Source organism: Pseudolysinimonas sp. (genome assembly GCF_039912695.1).
In the GTDB taxonomy this organism is placed as follows: domain Bacteria; phylum Actinomycetota; class Actinomycetes; order Actinomycetales; family Microbacteriaceae; genus Pseudolysinimonas_A.
On sequence record NZ_JBDSPJ010000009.1, the window covers coordinates 1 to 16,087 of the forward strand.

The 16,087-nt window shown below is 65.9% G+C and carries 15 protein-coding genes and 1 pseudogene; 12 read left to right on the forward strand and 4 right to left on the reverse strand.

Features of this window, described 5'->3' with window-relative positions; genetic code table 11:
• A partial coding sequence (locus ABIR17_RS02715) for an alcohol dehydrogenase catalytic domain-containing protein (protein ID WP_348002826.1) occupies positions 1 to 275 on the reverse strand: 275 nt, incomplete at its 3' end.
• Positions 276 to 391: 116 nt separating this feature from the next.
• Between ABIR17_RS02715 and ABIR17_RS02720 the strand changes: the two genes are divergently transcribed.
• Complete coding sequence (locus tag ABIR17_RS02720; RefSeq protein WP_348002827.1) at positions 392 to 1,081, forward strand: Pr6Pr family membrane protein; 690 nt, start codon at positions 392 to 394, stop codon at positions 1,079 to 1,081.
• Between the two features lie 5 nt (positions 1,082 to 1,086).
• Positions 1,087 to 1,668 (forward strand): annotated as a pseudogene (locus ABIR17_RS02725) (DUF998 domain-containing protein); the annotation flags it as partial.
• A gap of 48 nt (positions 1,669 to 1,716) precedes the next feature.
• Here ABIR17_RS02725 and ABIR17_RS02730 read toward each other — a convergent pair.
• Entirely contained in the window at positions 1,717 to 2,355 is a 639-nt protein-coding gene (locus ABIR17_RS02730) for a YqaJ viral recombinase family protein (RefSeq protein WP_348002828.1), read from the reverse strand.
• Positions 2,356 to 2,481: 126 nt separating this feature from the next.
• Here ABIR17_RS02730 and ABIR17_RS02735 point away from each other — a divergent pair, with 126 nt between their 5' ends.
• The 6 genes from ABIR17_RS02735 (at position 2,482) to ABIR17_RS02760 (ending at position 8,804) form a co-directional block, all read left to right on the forward strand.
• Positions 2,482 to 3,219 (forward strand): response regulator transcription factor, encoded by a 738-nt coding sequence (locus ABIR17_RS02735; protein WP_348002839.1) that lies wholly within the window; start codon positions 2,482 to 2,484, stop codon positions 3,217 to 3,219.
• Positions 3,219 to 4,655: a HAMP domain-containing sensor histidine kinase gene (locus ABIR17_RS02740; RefSeq protein ID WP_348002829.1), complete on the forward strand. Its 1,437-nt coding sequence runs from the start codon at positions 3,219 to 3,221 to the stop codon at positions 4,653 to 4,655. Before ABIR17_RS02735 ends, ABIR17_RS02740 begins: the two co-directional genes overlap by 1 nt.
• Before the next feature lie 46 nt (positions 4,656 to 4,701).
• Positions 4,702 to 5,583 carry a hypothetical protein gene (locus ABIR17_RS02745; RefSeq protein WP_348002830.1) on the forward strand — a complete coding sequence of 294 codons (882 nt, stop codon included), beginning with the start codon at positions 4,702 to 4,704 and terminating at the stop codon, positions 5,581 to 5,583.
• A gap of 228 nt (positions 5,584 to 5,811) precedes the next feature.
• Positions 5,812 to 6,327, forward strand: coding sequence for a 50S ribosomal protein L10 (gene rplJ, locus ABIR17_RS02750; protein WP_348002831.1), 516 nt, complete (start codon positions 5,812 to 5,814; stop codon positions 6,325 to 6,327).
• 39 nt (positions 6,328 to 6,366) lie between these two features.
• Positions 6,367 to 6,753, forward strand: coding sequence for a 50S ribosomal protein L7/L12 (rplL, locus tag ABIR17_RS02755; protein ID WP_348002832.1), 387 nt, complete (start codon positions 6,367 to 6,369; stop codon positions 6,751 to 6,753).
• Between the two features lie 104 nt (positions 6,754 to 6,857).
• Entirely contained in the window at positions 6,858 to 8,804 is a 1,947-nt protein-coding gene (locus tag ABIR17_RS02760; protein WP_348002840.1) for an ABC transporter ATP-binding protein, read from the forward strand.
• Here the strand turns inward: ABIR17_RS02760 and ABIR17_RS02765 are convergent.
• A complete protein-coding gene (locus ABIR17_RS02765; protein ID WP_348002833.1) occupies positions 8,725 to 9,360 on the reverse strand; it encodes a DUF305 domain-containing protein in 636 nt (211 codons plus the stop codon). The genes ABIR17_RS02760 and ABIR17_RS02765 overlap by 80 nt on opposite strands.
• Positions 9,357 to 10,037 carry a DUF3105 domain-containing protein gene (locus ABIR17_RS02770; protein WP_348002834.1) on the reverse strand — a complete coding sequence of 227 codons (681 nt, stop codon included), beginning with the start codon at positions 10,035 to 10,037 and terminating at the stop codon, positions 9,357 to 9,359. The genes ABIR17_RS02765 and ABIR17_RS02770 overlap by 4 nt, the downstream gene beginning before the upstream one ends.
• A gap of 133 nt (positions 10,038 to 10,170) precedes the next feature.
• Here ABIR17_RS02770 and ABIR17_RS02775 point away from each other — a divergent pair, with 133 nt between their 5' ends.
• From ABIR17_RS02775 to ABIR17_RS02790, 4 genes are all read left to right on the forward strand, one after another.
• A complete protein-coding gene (locus ABIR17_RS02775) occupies positions 10,171 to 12,384 on the forward strand; it encodes an adenylate/guanylate cyclase domain-containing protein (RefSeq protein ID WP_348002835.1) in 2,214 nt (737 codons plus the stop codon).
• Between the two features lie 7 nt (positions 12,385 to 12,391).
• Entirely contained in the window at positions 12,392 to 13,843 is a 1,452-nt protein-coding gene (locus ABIR17_RS02780; RefSeq protein WP_348002836.1) for a mechanosensitive ion channel domain-containing protein, read from the forward strand.
• Between the two features lie 113 nt (positions 13,844 to 13,956).
• Positions 13,957 to 15,318 (forward strand): cystathionine beta-synthase, encoded by a 1,362-nt coding sequence (locus tag ABIR17_RS02785; protein ID WP_348002837.1) that lies wholly within the window; start codon positions 13,957 to 13,959, stop codon positions 15,316 to 15,318.
• Between the two features lie 13 nt (positions 15,319 to 15,331).
• Positions 15,332 to 16,087: aminotransferase class I/II-fold pyridoxal phosphate-dependent enzyme (locus tag ABIR17_RS02790; RefSeq protein ID WP_348002838.1), on the forward strand; the 756-nt coding region annotated here is incomplete at its 3' end.

Consider the following 16,087-nt stretch of genomic DNA (forward strand, 5'->3'; position numbering starts at 1 on the left):
CCGTAGACCTCGGTACCCGGCTGAAGGGGGTGCGCTTCGTAGGGGGCCTCTTCGACGATCCCGCTGAAGTCGTTGCCGAGGATCACGGGAAAGTTCGTGATGCCCGCGAACGCACCTTTGCCCGACCTGGTCTTCGCGTCGATCGGGTTGACGCCGGCGGCGACGACGCGGATCAGTAACTCGGCATTCACCCGCACCGGACGTTCGACGTCCGCGAGTGTGAGCACTTCCGGCCCGCCGGCCTGAGTCATCGCCATGGCCCGCATGGTGGTCATCCTTCGGTCTCCCCGCTTCCGTATCCAGTAAACGGGTCGGATGAGTCGCCGGTGTTTCGCGGAGGTCACGTGCTCTTGAAGCTTCGAAATCGAGCCCATCCCGGTACCATGCGATCGTGAGACCACTTTTCGCTGTGCTCCGCGTGATTGCCGCCGCCGCCATCACCGCCGCAATTGTCGGCCAGTTGCTCTATTCGCTCGACTATCGTTCCGGGCTGGGAGCGAAAGACGTCGGGGCGTTCCTGATCAACTTCTTCAGCTTCTTCACGATCGAGTCGAACGTGCTGAGCGTCGTTGCCCTACTGATCGGCGCGGTGCTGCTGGTCGCGACGAAGGGGGTCGAGGGTCGCTGGTACACGATCCTGCGTCTGGTCACCACGACCTACATGACGGTGACGTTTATCGTCTACAACCTGCTGCTGCGCAACGTCGAACTGCCGCAGGGCACCACGTTGGAGTGGTCGAACGAGATCTTGCACGTGGTGGGGCCGCTGTGCGTCATCCTCGACTGGCTCTTCGCGCCGGGTCGCGGGCGCCTGGACTGGAAGCACATCTGGGTCGTCGTGATCTTCCCCGTCGTGTGGGCGGCGTACACGTTGATCCGCGGACCGCTCGTGGTCGAGGAACTCTCGGGCGTGAACTGGTACCCGTACCCGTTCCTCAACCCCGACACCTCGCCGAACGGTTACCTCTCGGTCTCGTTCTACGTGATCCTGATCGCCGCGGTGGTGCTCGGGGTTGGGGCTGCGGTGGTCTGGGTGAGTCGTCGGCGTACCAACTGGCCCCTCCGGGCACCCCAAGCCTGACCGGGATGATCTCGCGCCTCGTCGCGGGGCTCGGCGCCGTGCTGGCGTGGGCTTCGCTCAGCATCATCGCGGTCGCTCGTTCGACGGTTCACCGCGACGCGTACGTCAGCGAACTCGGCGCTCAGGGTGAACCCACCGCGAAGTGGTTTCAGGCCGCGCTTCTCCTGCTCGTGCTCGCCGGACTCTCGGTCGCCTGGGTGGGGCGACGGATCCGGTCGCGGGTTGCGGTGCTGCGCTGGTGGCCGCCTTCGGTCAGTCTGACGATCGCGAGCGTGCTGTTCTTGGTCGCATCGCAGGTGACCTGCACGAGTGGATGTCCGGTGCCCAGGTTCGGCCCGAACCTCTCCTGGCAAGACCTCGGTCATGTGACCGCGGCGACTCTCGCCTTCGCGTTCGCCGCCTGGGCGATGCTGCAGTGTGCGTTCGCGATCGGTCACCGCGTCATCCGTCGCTTCTCGCTGGTCGCCGCGGTCTCGGTTGCTGTCATCTCCGCGACGGGCGGTCTGATGTCGGTGTTCAACTTCTACGCCGGGCTCGGAAGCTACTTAGAGTTCACGGCGACGACGATCGGGATCGCGTGGGTCGCGGTGTACGGAGCGGCGCTGTCGTTGGAGAGAACGGCCCTCGAGCGAAGCTCAGCGCGGGGAGATCTCGCGCAGGGCGGGGTCACGCCTCATGGCGGCGAGCAGGCTGTCGGCGAGGGTAATGAGTCGGCCAATCTCGGTGTCGTCCCGGTCGACCCAGCGGCACTCGGGCTCACTGGAGATCGGAACGAACTCGTCGTGCCGCTCCCAGACAACCAGGGTGCGCTGAGCCCCTAGGACGTACTGCTGCCACCACACCTGGCGCAGGTAGTTGCGCGGGATGCCGCGCCAAGAATGCACCGTCGTCTTGATCTCGCACAGCTCGACGCGACCGTCGAGTTCGCGCAGGCCGTCGGGGGTCGCGAGGTGTGCCGTATTGCCTTCGGCGTGGAAGAGCGCGCTGGAGGATCGCATCCCGTAAACATGGCCCGCCCAGCGGCCGATGGCCGGCTCGCGAAGCCGACCGTGTTCGGTATACGCGTTGCCCGTGAACCGAGAGCCGAGCAACTTCTCCATCGCGAGCGTCTTCACGGCCCGCTCGCTCGTGAGTCGGGCGACGTCGGTGGCGGTTACCCCGCGCGCCCGTGCTTTCAACCAGCCGACGCGGTCGGTGGCGTCGGCGACGATGCGGTCGCGGTGCGACGGCGCTGGCTCATCCCAGAGCGGGAGGGTCGGCTGCACGATCGTCACGGCCCCAGTCTGCCTCGCCCCACCGTCCCCCGCGGGGCGACACGTCACACTGTCGAGACGCTTCCAGGTCGCAGCCAAGGAAGTCCATAGGCGTTTCATAGGTTGACGAGGAGACTGAGGGGTGTGATCGCATCCGCAGCCTCAGTTCCCACGCGCGTAACGCGCCCCGACGGTACGCCCGTTCGCGCATTGGTCGTCGACGACGAGGCGTCACTGGGCGATCTGCTCAGGATGGCGCTGCGCTACGAAGGCTGGGACGTTCGCACGGCCGCCACGGGGCAAGAAGCCCTCGCCGAGGCGCGCACCTTCGCGCCCGACGTGATCGTGCTCGACGTGATGCTGCCTGATCTCGATGGGCTCCAGGTGCTGCAACGGCTTCGCGCCGCTGGCAGTGAGGTGCCGGTGCTCTTCCTGACCGCGAAGGACGCGGTCGATGACCGCGTCGCCGGACTGACCGCCGGTGGCGACGACTACGTCACCAAGCCGTTTTCGCTCGACGAAGTCATCGCTCGCCTGCGCGGACTGCTGCGCCGCAGCGCCAAAATCGTGTCAGCCGCGACCGACCCCGAGTTGCGGGTCGGCGACCTGCTTCTCAACGAAGAGACCTACGAGGTCTCGCGCGCCGAGGTGCCGATCGCCCTCACCGCGACGGAGTTTGAGTTGCTGCGCTACCTGATGCGCAACCCGCGTCGGGTGCTGAGCAAGGCGCAGATTCTCGACCGGGTCTGGAGTTACGACTTCGGGGGACGCTCGAGCATCGTTGAGATCTACATCTCCTACCTGCGCAAGAAGATCGACGAAGGTCGATCGGCGATGATCCACACCGTGCGCGGAGTCGGGTACACGATCAAGCCTGCGCTCTGATGGCGAGCCGCCCCACCTGGTCACTGCGCCGCCGGCTCGTGGTCGGCATCGTCGCCCTGCTCGCCGTGGTGAGCGTCGTTGTCGGTGTACTGAGCGTGCTCGCTCTGCGGCAAAACTTGCTCACCCGCCTCGACGCGCAGGTTCAGGATGCGGTGAGCCGCGCCGATGCGCCCACAACCGGCGGCCACCCCGACGTCGACGATCAACTGCCGGCCAACCGGATCGGTACTCTCGTGCTCAGGTTTCGCGGGGGCACGGTGGTGCGTGCCGAATACATCGACGATGCCGGCACTGCCGTGCGGCTCTCGAACGCGCAGATCATCCAACTCGAGAGCCTCAGTCTCGAGCGCGGCAGCGTGGCGACCGTCGAGCTCGACGACCTCGGAGAGTTTCGAGTCGCCGAGCATTCGACGCCAGCCGGCGACCGGGTCATCGCGGGCCTGCCGACCGCTGAAGTCACATCGACCAGCAGTAACCTCGCGCTCATCTTCGCCCTGGTCACTCTTGCGGCGCTGATCTCTGCGGCGCTCGCCGGCATCCAAGTGGTGCGCGTTGCCCTGCTGCCGCTCGGTCGGGTCACCGCGACCGCACGTCGAGTCGCCGAACTTCCGCTCGCCCGGGGCCAGGTTGCGCTCATTGAACGTGTTGCCGATGCCGACCCGCACACCGAAGTTGGGCAGGTCGGTGCGGCATTCAATCTGATGCTTGAGCATGTCGAGACGTCACTTCGCTCGCGTCAGGAGAGCGAAGAGAAGGTGCGGCAATTTGTCGCGGATGCCAGTCACGAGTTGCGCACGCCGCTTGCCTCCATTCGCGGCTACTCCGAGCTGACCCGGCGGAGCGGGCTCGAGCTGCCCGACGACATCGTCTACGCCCTGTCGCGGATCGAGTCGGAGTCGGTGCGCATGACCTCGCTCGTCGAAGACCTGCTGCTGCTGGCCCGACTCGACGCGGGCCGCGATCTGATCGAAGGCGACGTTGATCTCGTCCCGCTGATCGCCGACGCTGTCGCAGACGCTCATGTCGCGGCTCCCGACCACGTCTGGCGAGTCGATGTCGATCCCGAGACCGGCCCCGTGGTCGTGCCCGGCGACCTCAACCGGCTTCATCAAGTCGTCGCGAACCTGCTGGGCAACGCTCGCGTCCACACCCCGGCGGGAACCATCGTGACCGCGATTGTGGCGCGCGAGGGCAGCCAGGCTGTCGTGACGATTGCGGATGACGGCCCCGGCATCGCGCCCGATCTGCTGCCCGTTCTCTTCGAACGGTTCGCCCGCGGCGACGGTTCGCGCTCGCGCGCCACCGGCAGTACCGGCCTCGGGCTCGCCATCGTCGCGGCGGTGGTCGACGCTCACGGAGGATCGGTGGCAGTCACGAGTGTGCCGGGGGACACTCGCTTCGTCGTGCGCCTCCCGCTGGCCGTCGCTTCGCGGTGAGAGCATGGGACGACCCGTCGCCCCACTCTTGAGCGAAAGCCTCCGGATGCCCTCACCCCGCAGTGCGATCGCCGTGCCGCTCGCCGCGTTTCTCGCCACCCTTTTCGCCCTTGCCTTGATGCTGCTTGCCCCGGCGCTGACCGCCAGTGCAGATGGATCGGTCCCTTCTGAGGTCGCGAGTTACGCGACCGATGGAACCCTCGTCGCCCAACTCAACGACGTGTACGGCCCGGATGCCGCCGGGCACGGTGTCGACTTCGACGACACCACGAAGGTCGGCGCCATCTCGCGGGTACACGTCTGGAGCGCCGCGTTGATCGCTGGCCAGCACACCGATCATCCGATCGATCTGCGCAACGAGTGGGTTGTTCCGATCACGATCGGCGACGCCCCGGTGGGTCTTGCCACGATCTGGATCAACCCGGCCTCGGTGCGCCCCGAGCTCGCCTCGTTCGACGCCGATCCCGACCTGGCGATCGCTCTCGCCGCCGTGCCGGAGGGAGCCTCGGTCGTACGGGATGACGCCAGCCGCGCCTGGCTCGCTCTCGGTGCCGACGGGATCGTCACCACGCTCGTCGCGGGTTCGACCGGCCTGAGCACGCCCGTCCCCCTCGACGAGATCGCCCTGCTTCCCGCGGAGGGCGGGTCCAGCACCGCGGCAGACGGCGGCGGCTCGGGCGTAACCCTTGCGGTCGCCGTTGTCGTGCTCTTGCTTCTGGTGATCGTTGTCGCTCTCGCGCTGCCCGGTCTGTTGCGCAGGCGAAAGTCCGCCGATGAGCCTCACGACGATGCGGCGGACGTCGCAGCCGAGGACGCTGCACCCGCGCAAGCCGTACCCGACGAAGTCGCACCCGACGAAGTCGCACCCGAGGAAGTCGAAACCGCGAAGCCGAAACCCCGGAAGGCCAAACCCGCCCCGAAGGGCTGATCGGTCGCCTTGCTGTCGCGTCGCCGATCGCCTATGCTCAACGAGGCCGTAGACCGCCGGTTCTCTCCTTCGGGAGAGATCAAGTTTCCGCAAGGAAAGCCAGCGCAGGTGTGTGAAGTGACTCGCCCTTCTGGGCCCGAAGCTCCGTGCGCTTGCGCCGGGGCTTTTTTCGTGGGCTGCGACTATCACTCACCACAGCAGGGCAGTAATGCCCAAGAAGGATTGACCATGGCGAACAAGGAAGCCAACGTCGCCGAGTTGACGGACAAGTTCCGTACCTCGAACGCGATCGTGCTCACCGAGTACCGCGGGCTCACGGTCGCGCAGCTCAAGCAGCTCCGCGCGAACCTCCGTGAGAACGCGAGCTATGCCGTGGTGAAGAACACGCTCACCAAGATCGCGGCGAACGAGGCTGGCATCAGCACGTTCGACGCCGAACTCGTCGGCCCGTCGGCCCTCGCGTTCGTGCACGGCGACACCGTCGCCGTCGCGAAGGCGCTGCGTGACTTCTCCAAGGCGAACCCTCTGCTTGTGGTCAAGGGAGGCTATTTCGATGGCGCTCCGCTGACCGCTGCCGAGGTAGGCAAGCTCGCTGACCTCGAGACCCGAGAGGTGCTGCTGGCAAAGCTGGCTGGCGCCATGAAGGCCTCGCTGTTCGGAGCCGCCTACATGTTCAACGCCCCGCTCGCGAAGGCCGTCCGTACGGTCGACGCTTTGCGTGCGAAGCAGGAGTCGGGCAGCTGACGCTGTCCCGATACGAATCAAGAAAACTAGGAGTAAATCATGGCAAAGCTCAGCACTGACGACCTGCTTGAGGCGTTCAAGGACCTGACCCTCATCGAGCTCTCGGAGTTCGTCAAGAAGTTCGAGGAGACCTTCGAGGTCACCGCCGCAGCCCCCGCCGCCGCCGCTCCGGCTGCCGGTGGCGGAGCTGCCGCTCCGGTCGAGGAAGAGGAGAAGGATTCCTTCGACGTCGTCCTCGAGTCCGCGGGTGCCGCAAAGATCGCCGTCATCAAGGAGGTGCGCACCCTCACCAGCCTCGGCCTCGGCGAGGCGAAGGCCCTCGTCGATGGCGCTCCCGCCAACGTGCTGGAGGGTGTCAACAAGGACGCCGCCGAGAAGGCCAAGGCCCAGCTCGAAGGCGCCGGCGCGACCGTCACCCTCAAGTAACTCAGCTTCACTCGAAAGGCCCCGTTCCACGTCGGAACGGGGCCTTTCGCCATCTCAGGCTCCGGCGCGCGCGGCACTCAGACCGTAGGCTTCGTCGGGTGAGTATGGCGGGGCGCGGGACGGGGTCGGGCGGTCGCGGCGTCGGCGGGCGAGATGCCGATGTCCAGAAGGCCCAGAACGCTCAGGCCCCGCGCATCCCGGATTTGATTGCCCGGATCGGTGATCTGTTTCGACCGCACGCGCGGATGCTGACGGTGACGATCGCGCTCGTTCTGGTCTCGGCCGCGCTGGGGGTCCTGCCCCCGCTGTTGACTCAGCGCGCTTTCGATGACGGGCTATTTCCCGCGTCCGGGGGGCCGAACTTTCCCGTCCTGCTTCAGTTGGTCGCTCTCATGGTGCTGGTCTGGTTCGTGTCGGCCGCTCTCGGGGTCGGGCAGAGCTACTTCACCGCCCGGATCGGCAACAGTGTGATGGGTGCTCTGCGGGTGCGGCTGTTTTCGCACTTGCAGCGGATGGAGCTCGGGTTCTTCACTCGCACCAAGACGGGGATCATCCAGTCGAGGTTGCAGAACGACGTCGGCGGCGTCGCCGGAGTGTTGAGCAACACCATTCAGAGTGTCGTCGGCAACACCGTGACGGTGATCGCGGCCCTCGTCGCGATGCTGCTGCTGAGTTGGCAGATGACGATCGTCGCGGTGGTGTTGTTCCCGATCCTGTTGATCGTTCAGCGTCGCGTCGGCCAGGTGCGAGCTCGCATCGCGACGAAGACGCAGGAGTCGTTGTCGGAGATGACCTCGATCACGCAGGAAACGCTGAGCGTTTCGGGCATCCTGCTCGCGAAGGCCTTCAACCAGCAGGCCGCCGAAGTAGGCCGCTATCAGGACGAGAACGAACGCCAGATCGCCCTCCAGGTTCGTCAGGCGATGGCCGGGCAGTGGTTCTTCGCGATCGTCGGAGTCGTGCTGTCGGTGATTCCCGCCGCAACCTACTTGGTCGCGGCCTGGCTGATTGGCCACGACATCCCGGTGACAGCGGGAACGATCGTTGCGTTCACGACGGTGCAGGCACGGTTGATGTGGCCGCTGATGGGGCTCCTTCGCGTCGCGCTCGACCTGCAGACCTCTCAAGCACTGTTCGCCCGAATCTTCGAGTACCTCGACCTGGTGCCCTCGATTGTCGACGCGCCCGACGCCACTCCGGTGTCGCCGGCAGCCCTGGGCCGCGTCGCTTTCGACAACGTCGTGTTTCGCTATCCCGATGTTCCCCCGGAGGGCACGGCGACCCTCAAGGGGATTTCGTTCTCGCTCGAGCCGGGACAGTACGCGGCGTTCGTCGGACCGTCGGGTGCCGGCAAGACCACGATCTCGTATCTGGTGCCCCGGCTTTATGAGGCGTCCGAGGGTCGGGTGGTGTTTGCCGGAGAGGATGTTCGCAACCTCACCCATGACTCGCTGATCGGCTCGATCGGAATAGTGAGCCAAGAGACCTACCTTTTTCACGCCACGATCGCCGAGAATCTGAGGTACGCCAAACCGGATGCGACGGATGCCGAGCTCGAGGCGGCGGCGCGGGCGGCCAACATCCACGAAACGATCGCGTCATTCCCCGATCGGTACGACACCGTCGTCGGCGAGCGCGGCTACCGGCTGAGTGGGGGCGAGAAGCAGCGGGTCGCGATCGCACGGGTGCTCCTCAAAGATCCCGCGGTGCTGATCCTCGATGAAGCGACCAGTGCTCTCGACACCGTCTCGGAGCGCATCGTGCAGCGCGCACTCGATGACGCGTCGAAGGGCCGCACCACACTGGCCATCGCACACCGGCTGTCGACCGTTGTGAACGCCGACGTGATCTTCGTCATCGAGGCGGGGCACCTGGTCGAGCGCGGTACGCACGGCGAGCTGATCGCCGAGGGGGGCATCTACGCTCGACTGTTCGCCGAACAACTCGAGGACGGCGCGATGGATGCCGAGGTCAGTTCCGCTCTGCCAGCATCTGCTGCATCGCCACGATCTCGGCCTTCTGGGCGCGCTGGATCCCGGCCGCGAGACTGACGACCTGGCTGTTGTCGGTGCGGGCAAGCACCGCGTCTGCCATCTCGACACCACCCTGATGGTGGGCGATCATCAGCGTCAGAAACAGTCGCACCGCCTCATCGCCGGATGCCGCGGTGAGTTGGGCGATCTGATCCTCGGTTGCCATCCCCGGCATCCCGTTGGGCGCGGTCGGGTCCATCTGGTGACCGCCCTGCGACGCATCAAGGGTCGGGAGGAGGGTCCACGTCATCGCTGGGGCGGACGACGCCTGCGGGAGGTCCCAGGCCTGGAGCAGACCGTACATCTGGCCCGACTGCGTCGCCTGCGAGACGGCGATGTCGTACGCGAGTTGCCGCACGGCCTCGTCGTCGGTGCGATCGCGCACGAGCAACGCCATCTGTACGGCCTGAGCGTGGTGCACCTGCATGTCCCGCAGGAACCCGGCAGCAGCGCTCTCAGTTGTTGGGGTCACCGCAGCGGGTGAGACCGCGCGACCGGCGAGAAACCCGCCCCCCGCGAGAAGGAGGCCGATCACCACGAGGGCCGCGACGATCCGCCCCGGCGGCCGGGTCACGACTGCTTGCCGGGACCGTCGATCCCACCCGTGCACGGCGCGCTCGGCTCGGGCGAGTCGGGTGAACGCCAGTACTGTTCGATGAAATCTTGCACAGTGGGGTCCCCAACATCCGTGAAGCGCAGCTGGGCGCCCCAGGCTGAGATCGCCATCTGATCGCCGATTCCCGGGTAGGGCGAGAGGATCGCGTAGGTGGTGGGAGTGAGCTTCTCCAGAGCGGTGATCTCGGCGGCGGACGTCGTCGCCGGGTCGTAGGTGATCCAGACCGAGCCGTGTTCGAGGGCATGCACAGCGTTCTCGTTCTGCTGCTTCACGTCGTAGACGCCGCAGTTCAGCCAGACCGGATTGTGCGGGCCGCCAACCGGAGGGGTCTGCGGGTAGGTGACCGAGGTGGTGACGTGGGTTGCTTCGAGGCCTGGGTAGAGCTGCACGCGCTCCTTGAGCGGCCCGGTGAGCGGTGCTGATTGCGGCGGGTTCGCGTTGACGATGACCACGGTCGTGACGACGCCGATCACCAGGGCGATCGCGACGATCGCGGCGATGATTCCGAACCGTCGGGTGCGCGTGCGCGCCTGCTCTTGCTTCTTGAAAGCGGCCATCTGGAGGGCACGCTTGTCGGCGCGCTGTTCCTTGACGGTCGGCGGCTTCGCGGCGGGACGGTTCGGGGGCGTGGCCATGACGCTCTCCTTATTGGTAGACGAGTCCTCTGATTCTGCGGCATCCAGCCGGATCAATGCTGAACCCGCTCCGGATGCGCCGAGGACCCGGCTAAAGTGAGTCAACTCAAGCTCGAGTGCCGGGAGGCGTGTTGTGAGTGTTGCCGACGCGCCGGGCGACCCTATTTCGGCGTCCCTCCCGCAGGTACGCAAACGTCGCACCCTGAGCATCAAGTCACTGCTGCTCCTCATGCTGCTGCTGGTTAGCGTCGGCTCCAACGTTGTCGTCGGCGTCATCGGCTACGTCAACGGCACCGACTCCCTCAGCAAGGCTGCCAACGCGCGACTCATCGAGGTGCGTGACTCGCGCGCCCGCGAAGTCGTCAACCTGTTCTCGACGATCCAGAACTCGATGCTCCTGGCTAGCCGCGACGATTCGGTCGTGAACGCCGAGATCGCCTTCTCGAACGCGTTCTCGGCGCTCGACAACGTCGGCGAAACGGCGGATGCCGGCAAAGCCGCCAGTCCCGGATCTGCTGCTGGCGTGCTCACGGCCGACCAAGAGGCGCAGCTCGACGCGTACTTCACGGATGACTTCGGGCCCAAGTTGAACGCCGCCACCCACGAGCAGTCCGATGCGTCGAGCTTCATCCCGACGTCGGCTGCGGCGCGCTACCTGCTCTTCCACTACGTGATTGAGGGCGGCGATACGCCGTCGTCCGTCGACGATGCGGGGGATGGCAGCGCGTGGTCGACAGCGCATGCCGAGTTCCACGACTACCTGCGTCGGCTCGCCTCACTCTCGGACTACCCCGATCTGGTGCTGATCTCAGGTTCCGGCCAGATCGTGTACTCGGTCGGCAAGAGCGTCGACCTCGGTGCCGACCTGGTCTCAGGACCGTACAGCTACACGAACCTTGCGCTGGCGTACCAGAAGGCGATGTCGGGCAACCGGCTCGACTCGGTGACGTTCAGCGACTTCGGACCCTACGCGCCCGCGCTCGACGACCCGACAGCGTGGGCCGTTGCGCCTCTCGCGAGCGACGACGCGATCGTCGGGGCGATCGCGGTGCGCCTGCCGGTTGACCGCATCAACAACGTCATGACAGGTGGCGAGAACTGGGCCGAGGGCGGGCTCGGCCAGACCGGTGAGGCCTACCTCGTCGGCTCCGACAACACCATGCGCTCGCTGTCGCGCCAACTGGTCGAAGATCCGCAGGCCTACCAGAAGGCAGCGATCGCAGCGGGGCTTTCGGCGGATGATGCCCAGCAGGCGGTCTCCAGCGGACAGACCCTGTTGCTGCAGACGGTGAACACCCAAGCCGCCAACCTCGCCCTCAAGGGTCAGACCGGCACGATCAGTTCCGGCAACTATCTCAACCAGCAGACGATCGCGGCCTACGCCCCGGTGACTCCGGCCAAGGGGATCAATTGGGGCATCATCGCCGAGATCGACTCGAGCGAAGCACTCGCACCGGTTGAGGAGTTTACGAGTCGGCTCGCGATCTCGTCCGCCATCCTGGTGGGCATCGTCTCGCTGATTTCGGTGATCATTGCCAGCGCAGCCGTCCGACCGCTGCGCCGACTTCGGGATGCCGCTCGTCGCATTGCCGCGGGCGAGACCGGAGTGCAAGTGGATGTCGGCGAGAGCGACGAACTGGTCGACGTCGGCACGGCGTTCAACGAGATGAGTCGCAGCCTTGAGCTGAAGAACTCGCTCCTCGAAGAGCAGCGGCAAGAAAACGAACGGCTGCTGCGCACCCTCATGCCCGAGACCCTCGCGAAGCGGTACCGCGAGGGTGCGAAGACGATCGTCGAAGACCACCAAGAGGTCACCGTCCTATTTGCCGACGTCGTCGGCTTCGAGGAGTACGGTCGCGGCCTCGGGTCAGAGAAATCGCTCGACCTGCTCAATGAGATCTTCCGTGCGTTCGACGAGGCGGCCGAAGAGCACGGCGTTGAGCGCGTTCGCGGTACTCGGCAGGGTTACCTCGCCAGCTGCGGGCTCACGGTGCCGCGAGTCGACCATGCGCGGCGCGCGTTCGCCTTCGCGATGGAGATGGCGAAGATCATCGATCGATTCGGAGCGCAGCAGGGCGCGACCCTCAGCATCCGAGTCGGGCTAGACACCGGCACCGTGACGAGCGGCCTGGTCGGCCGGTCGAGCATGGCCTACGACCTGTGGGGTGACGCCGTCAGCCTCGCGTTCCGGCTGCAGGGTGGCGCGACCGAGAACGGCATCTTCCTGACCCAGCGCGTTGTCGACAAAATTCCCGACACCCTGCCCTACACCGACTCGGGCGTCGTCGAGACAACCGGCGGATGGCAGCGTGTCTGGCGCGTCGACCCGACCGCCGTCACGGGCTGAGGCCGCAATGTTCGACGTCATCAACGGCATCCTGGCTGAGCCGTGGTTCTGGCCCGCGGTAGCCGTCATCGTCGGGTTACCGCTGGTTCTGCTGGTGCTCGGCGAGGTACACACCTCGATGGTGCGCCGCGACAACCCGGGTCAACGCATCGTGCTGCTGATCAGGAATGTGCTGGCCCCGCTCGGCGCGATCATCATCCTGTTCACGCAGATTCCGAGTGCCGGCGGCACGAACGATTTCACCTGGGCGAAGATCGCGGCGACCGCCTTTGGCTTCGTCGTCATCTTGGTTTTGTTGAACGGCCTCAACCTCGCCATCTTCGTCACCGCAAAGCCGGACACGTGGCGCAGCCGCATCCCGACGATCTTCGTCGAGATCGCCCGCGTGCTGCTCATCGTGATCTGCCTCGCGGTGCTGTTCGGCTGGATCTGGAACGCCGACATCGGCGGCTTTTTCACCGCCCTCGGCGTCGGGTCGATCGTCATCGGCCTCGCTCTGCAGAATGCTGTCGGCGGGGTGCTCTCGGGACTGTTTCTGCTGTTTGAGCAGCCCTTCGAGACCGGCGACTACATCGTGACGCCGGAAGGCAAGGGTCGCGTCGTCGCCGTGAACTGGCGCGCGACGCATATTGATACGGGCAACGGGGTTCTGATCATCCCGAACTCGAACCTGGCCGGCAACTCGTTCAGTAACCTCACCCGGGCGACCGCACCGTGGGAGACAAGTGCCGACGTGCGTTTCGCAACCGACGATCCCCCCCAAGCGGTGATCGACCTCATGGTCGAGGTGGCGAACGGCCTCCCCGAGCGGCACCCTGACGGCGAGGCATCGGCGATTCCGATGGGCAAGTCTTGGTACGAAGTGAGCATCCCGCTGACCTCTCCGGGAAAGTCGTACGGCACCCTCGGGTTGTTCCGCACCCGGCTCTGGTACGCCGCTCGACGTGCGGGCCTGCACCTTGACCGCGATCTGACCGACAACTACGCGACTCCCGAGAACACGCGTGAGGTTCTGCTGAGACTCGCTCCGCGCTTCTACCTGTCGCCCGACGACGCCGTGACCCTGCTCGATCAGGGCGTTCAACTTGAGCGCTGGGGCGAGGGCGAGAGGCTTCAACGGGCGGGAGCCGTGCCCGACGGCCTCCGAATCATCGTGAGCGGAGTCGTCGAGATGAGCGTCCCGGGGTCGCAAGGATCTCAGGTGCGCGTCACGCAGTTGCAGCGTGACGACGTGCTCGGCCTCACCGCACTCACCCGGCAGGCCGTTGGGGCAGATGTCGTGGCCCTGGTCGACGTCGCTGTGCTGTTCATCCCGACGGCCGCGATCGACGCGGTGGTGCGCACTCGACCGGCGCTCGCCCGCGATCTCGGCCAAGCCATCGACGCCCGGCAACATCTCGGTGCTCAGGCGCTCTCGGCGGTTGGCGAGAAGGGGATTGGGTCTCTCGTCATCGCGTAGGGGACTGCCTCAAGTGACGCCGACGCCCGGGACGGGCGTCGGCGCTGGCGTCGCACGGAGGCCCGAAAGGGCCTCCGTCTCATGCTCCAGCGCGCGACGTTAGGCTCGACCGCATGAAGTACGCGGAGACGGTCCTCGACCTCGTCGGCAATACTCCCCTCGTCAAACTGAACAGGGTGACCGAGGGCATCCAGGCGACGGTGTTGGTGAAGGTCGAGTATCTCAACCCGGGCGGTTCGAGCAAGGATCGCATCGCGACCCGAATCCTTGACGCGGCCGAACGCGAGGGCAAGCTCAAACCCGGCGGCACGATCGTCGAACCGACGAGTGGAAACACCGGAATCGGCCTGGCCTTGGTCGCCCAGCAGCGCGGCTACCGCTGTGTCTTCGTGCTGCCCGACAAGGTCGGCGAAGACAAGCGCAACGTGCTCTTGGCCTACGGCGCCGAGATCGTGGTCACCCCGACCTCCGTCGCGCCCGACAGCCCCGACTCGTACTACTCGGTCAGCGACCGTCTGGTGCGCGAAATCCCCGGTGCGTTCAAGCCCGACCAGTACTCGAACCCGAACGGTCCGCTCGCGCATTACGAAACCACCGGACCCGAGATCTGGCGCGACACCGAGGGCAAGGTCACCCACTACGTCGCGGGCGTCGGTACGGGCGGCACCATCTCCGGCGCGGGAAAGTACCTCAAAGAGCAAAACCCCAACATCGTGGTGATCGGGGCTGACCCTGAGGGTTCGGTGTACTCCGGCGGTACGGGCCGGCCCTACCTCGTCGAGGGCGTCGGTGAAGATTTCTGGCCGACCGCCTACGACCCCTCCGTCGTCGACCAGATCATCGCCTCGAGCGATGCCGAATCCTTCGAAATCACCCGCAGGCTAGCGCGCGAGGAGGGTCTGCTGGTCGGCGGATCGAGCGGTCTCGCGGTCTCGGTCGGGCTGAAAGCCGCCCGCGACCTCCCCGCCGACGCGGTGATGGTGATCCTGCTGCCCGATGGCGGCCGCGGGTATCTCGGCAAGGTGTTCAACGACAAGTGGATGCGGTCCTACGGTTTCCTGCCCGCCGACACCGGCTCCACCGTCGCCAACATTGTCGGCACGAAAGATGGCACGCTGCCCGACCTCATCCATGTGCATCCCAGCGACACGGTGCGGCACACGATCGACAAGATGCGTCGCTACGACATCTCGGCGATGCCGGTGCTGATGACCGAACCGCCGGTCGTGATGGGCGAGGTCGTCGGGTCGATCGACGAGAAGGCCCTGGTGGATGCTGTGTTCTCGGGCCGCGCTCAGCTCACCGACGCCTTGGCGAAGTTCATCTCGCCAGCTCTCAATCTGATCGGGGTGAACGAGTCGGTCGATGCCGCCCGCGACGCCCTCGTCAACGTTGACGCGCTGTTGATCGTCGACGACGGAAAACCGGCCGGCGTTCTCACCCGCCACGATCTCCTGACTTTCCTCGGCGCCTAGGACGCCGCATCCCATGACCGATTCGCACCACCAGTTCTCAACGCGCGCCATCCATGCCGGGCAGGAGTTCGACCCGACCACCGGCGCCGTCATCCCTCCGATCTATTTCACGACCACCTTCGTGCAGGACGGAATCGGCGGTTTTCGCAACGGCTACGAATACGCCCGCGGAGGCAACCCGACCCGTACGGCACTTCAGACTCTGCTGGCCAGTCTCGAGGGGGGTGAACGCGCCTTCAGTTTCGCCTCGGGGCTCTCGGCCGAAGACGCACTGTTGCGGGCCACCCTGACACCCAACGCTCACGTGTTGATGGGCAACGATGTCTACGGCGGAACCCATCGTCTGGTTTCCCGCGTCTTCGTTCCGTGGGGCGTGTCGCTTTCCACGGTCGACATGAGCGACCTGGATGCCGTGCGCGCCGCCATCCGACCGCTCGCGACCAAGGTCGTCTGGATCGAGACGCCGAGCAACCCGTTGATGAAGATCACCGACATCGCCGCAGTTGCCGCGATCGCGCACGAAGTGGGCGCAATCGTGGTCGTCGATAACACCTTCGCGACCCCGTACCTGCAGCAACCGCTCTCTCTGGGGGCCGACGTCGTCGTGCACTCGACAACCAAGTACCTCGGCGGCCACAGCGACGTGCTCGGTGGCGCGGTGATCGTCAAGGAGGGTGCGCAGGTCGACGGGCAGAGCCTCGCCGACAAGGTCGGCTTTCTGCAGTTCGGCGTCGGTGCGGTCTCCAGCCCGATGGATGCCTGGCTGACG

Coding starts and splice junctions, on each gene's coding strand:
- ABIR17_RS02740 (WP_348002829.1), top strand. CDS start 3,219: ATGGCGAGCCGCCCCACCTGGTCACTGCGCCGCCGGCTCGTGGTCGGC.
- ABIR17_RS02745 (WP_348002830.1), top strand. CDS start 4,702: ATGCCCTCACCCCGCAGTGCGATCGCCGTGCCGCTCGCCGCGTTTCTC.
- rplJ (WP_348002831.1), top strand. CDS start 5,812: ATGGCGAACAAGGAAGCCAACGTCGCCGAGTTGACGGACAAGTTCCGT.
- rplL (WP_348002832.1), top strand. CDS start 6,367: ATGGCAAAGCTCAGCACTGACGACCTGCTTGAGGCGTTCAAGGACCTG.
- ABIR17_RS02760 (WP_348002840.1), top strand. CDS start 6,858: ATGGCGGGGCGCGGGACGGGGTCGGGCGGTCGCGGCGTCGGCGGGCGA.
- ABIR17_RS02770 (WP_348002834.1), bottom strand. CDS start 10,037: ATGGCCACGCCCCCGAACCGTCCCGCCGCGAAGCCGCCGACCGTCAAG.
- ABIR17_RS02780 (WP_348002836.1), top strand. CDS start 12,392: ATGTTCGACGTCATCAACGGCATCCTGGCTGAGCCGTGGTTCTGGCCC.
- ABIR17_RS02785 (WP_348002837.1), top strand. CDS start 13,957: ATGAAGTACGCGGAGACGGTCCTCGACCTCGTCGGCAATACTCCCCTC.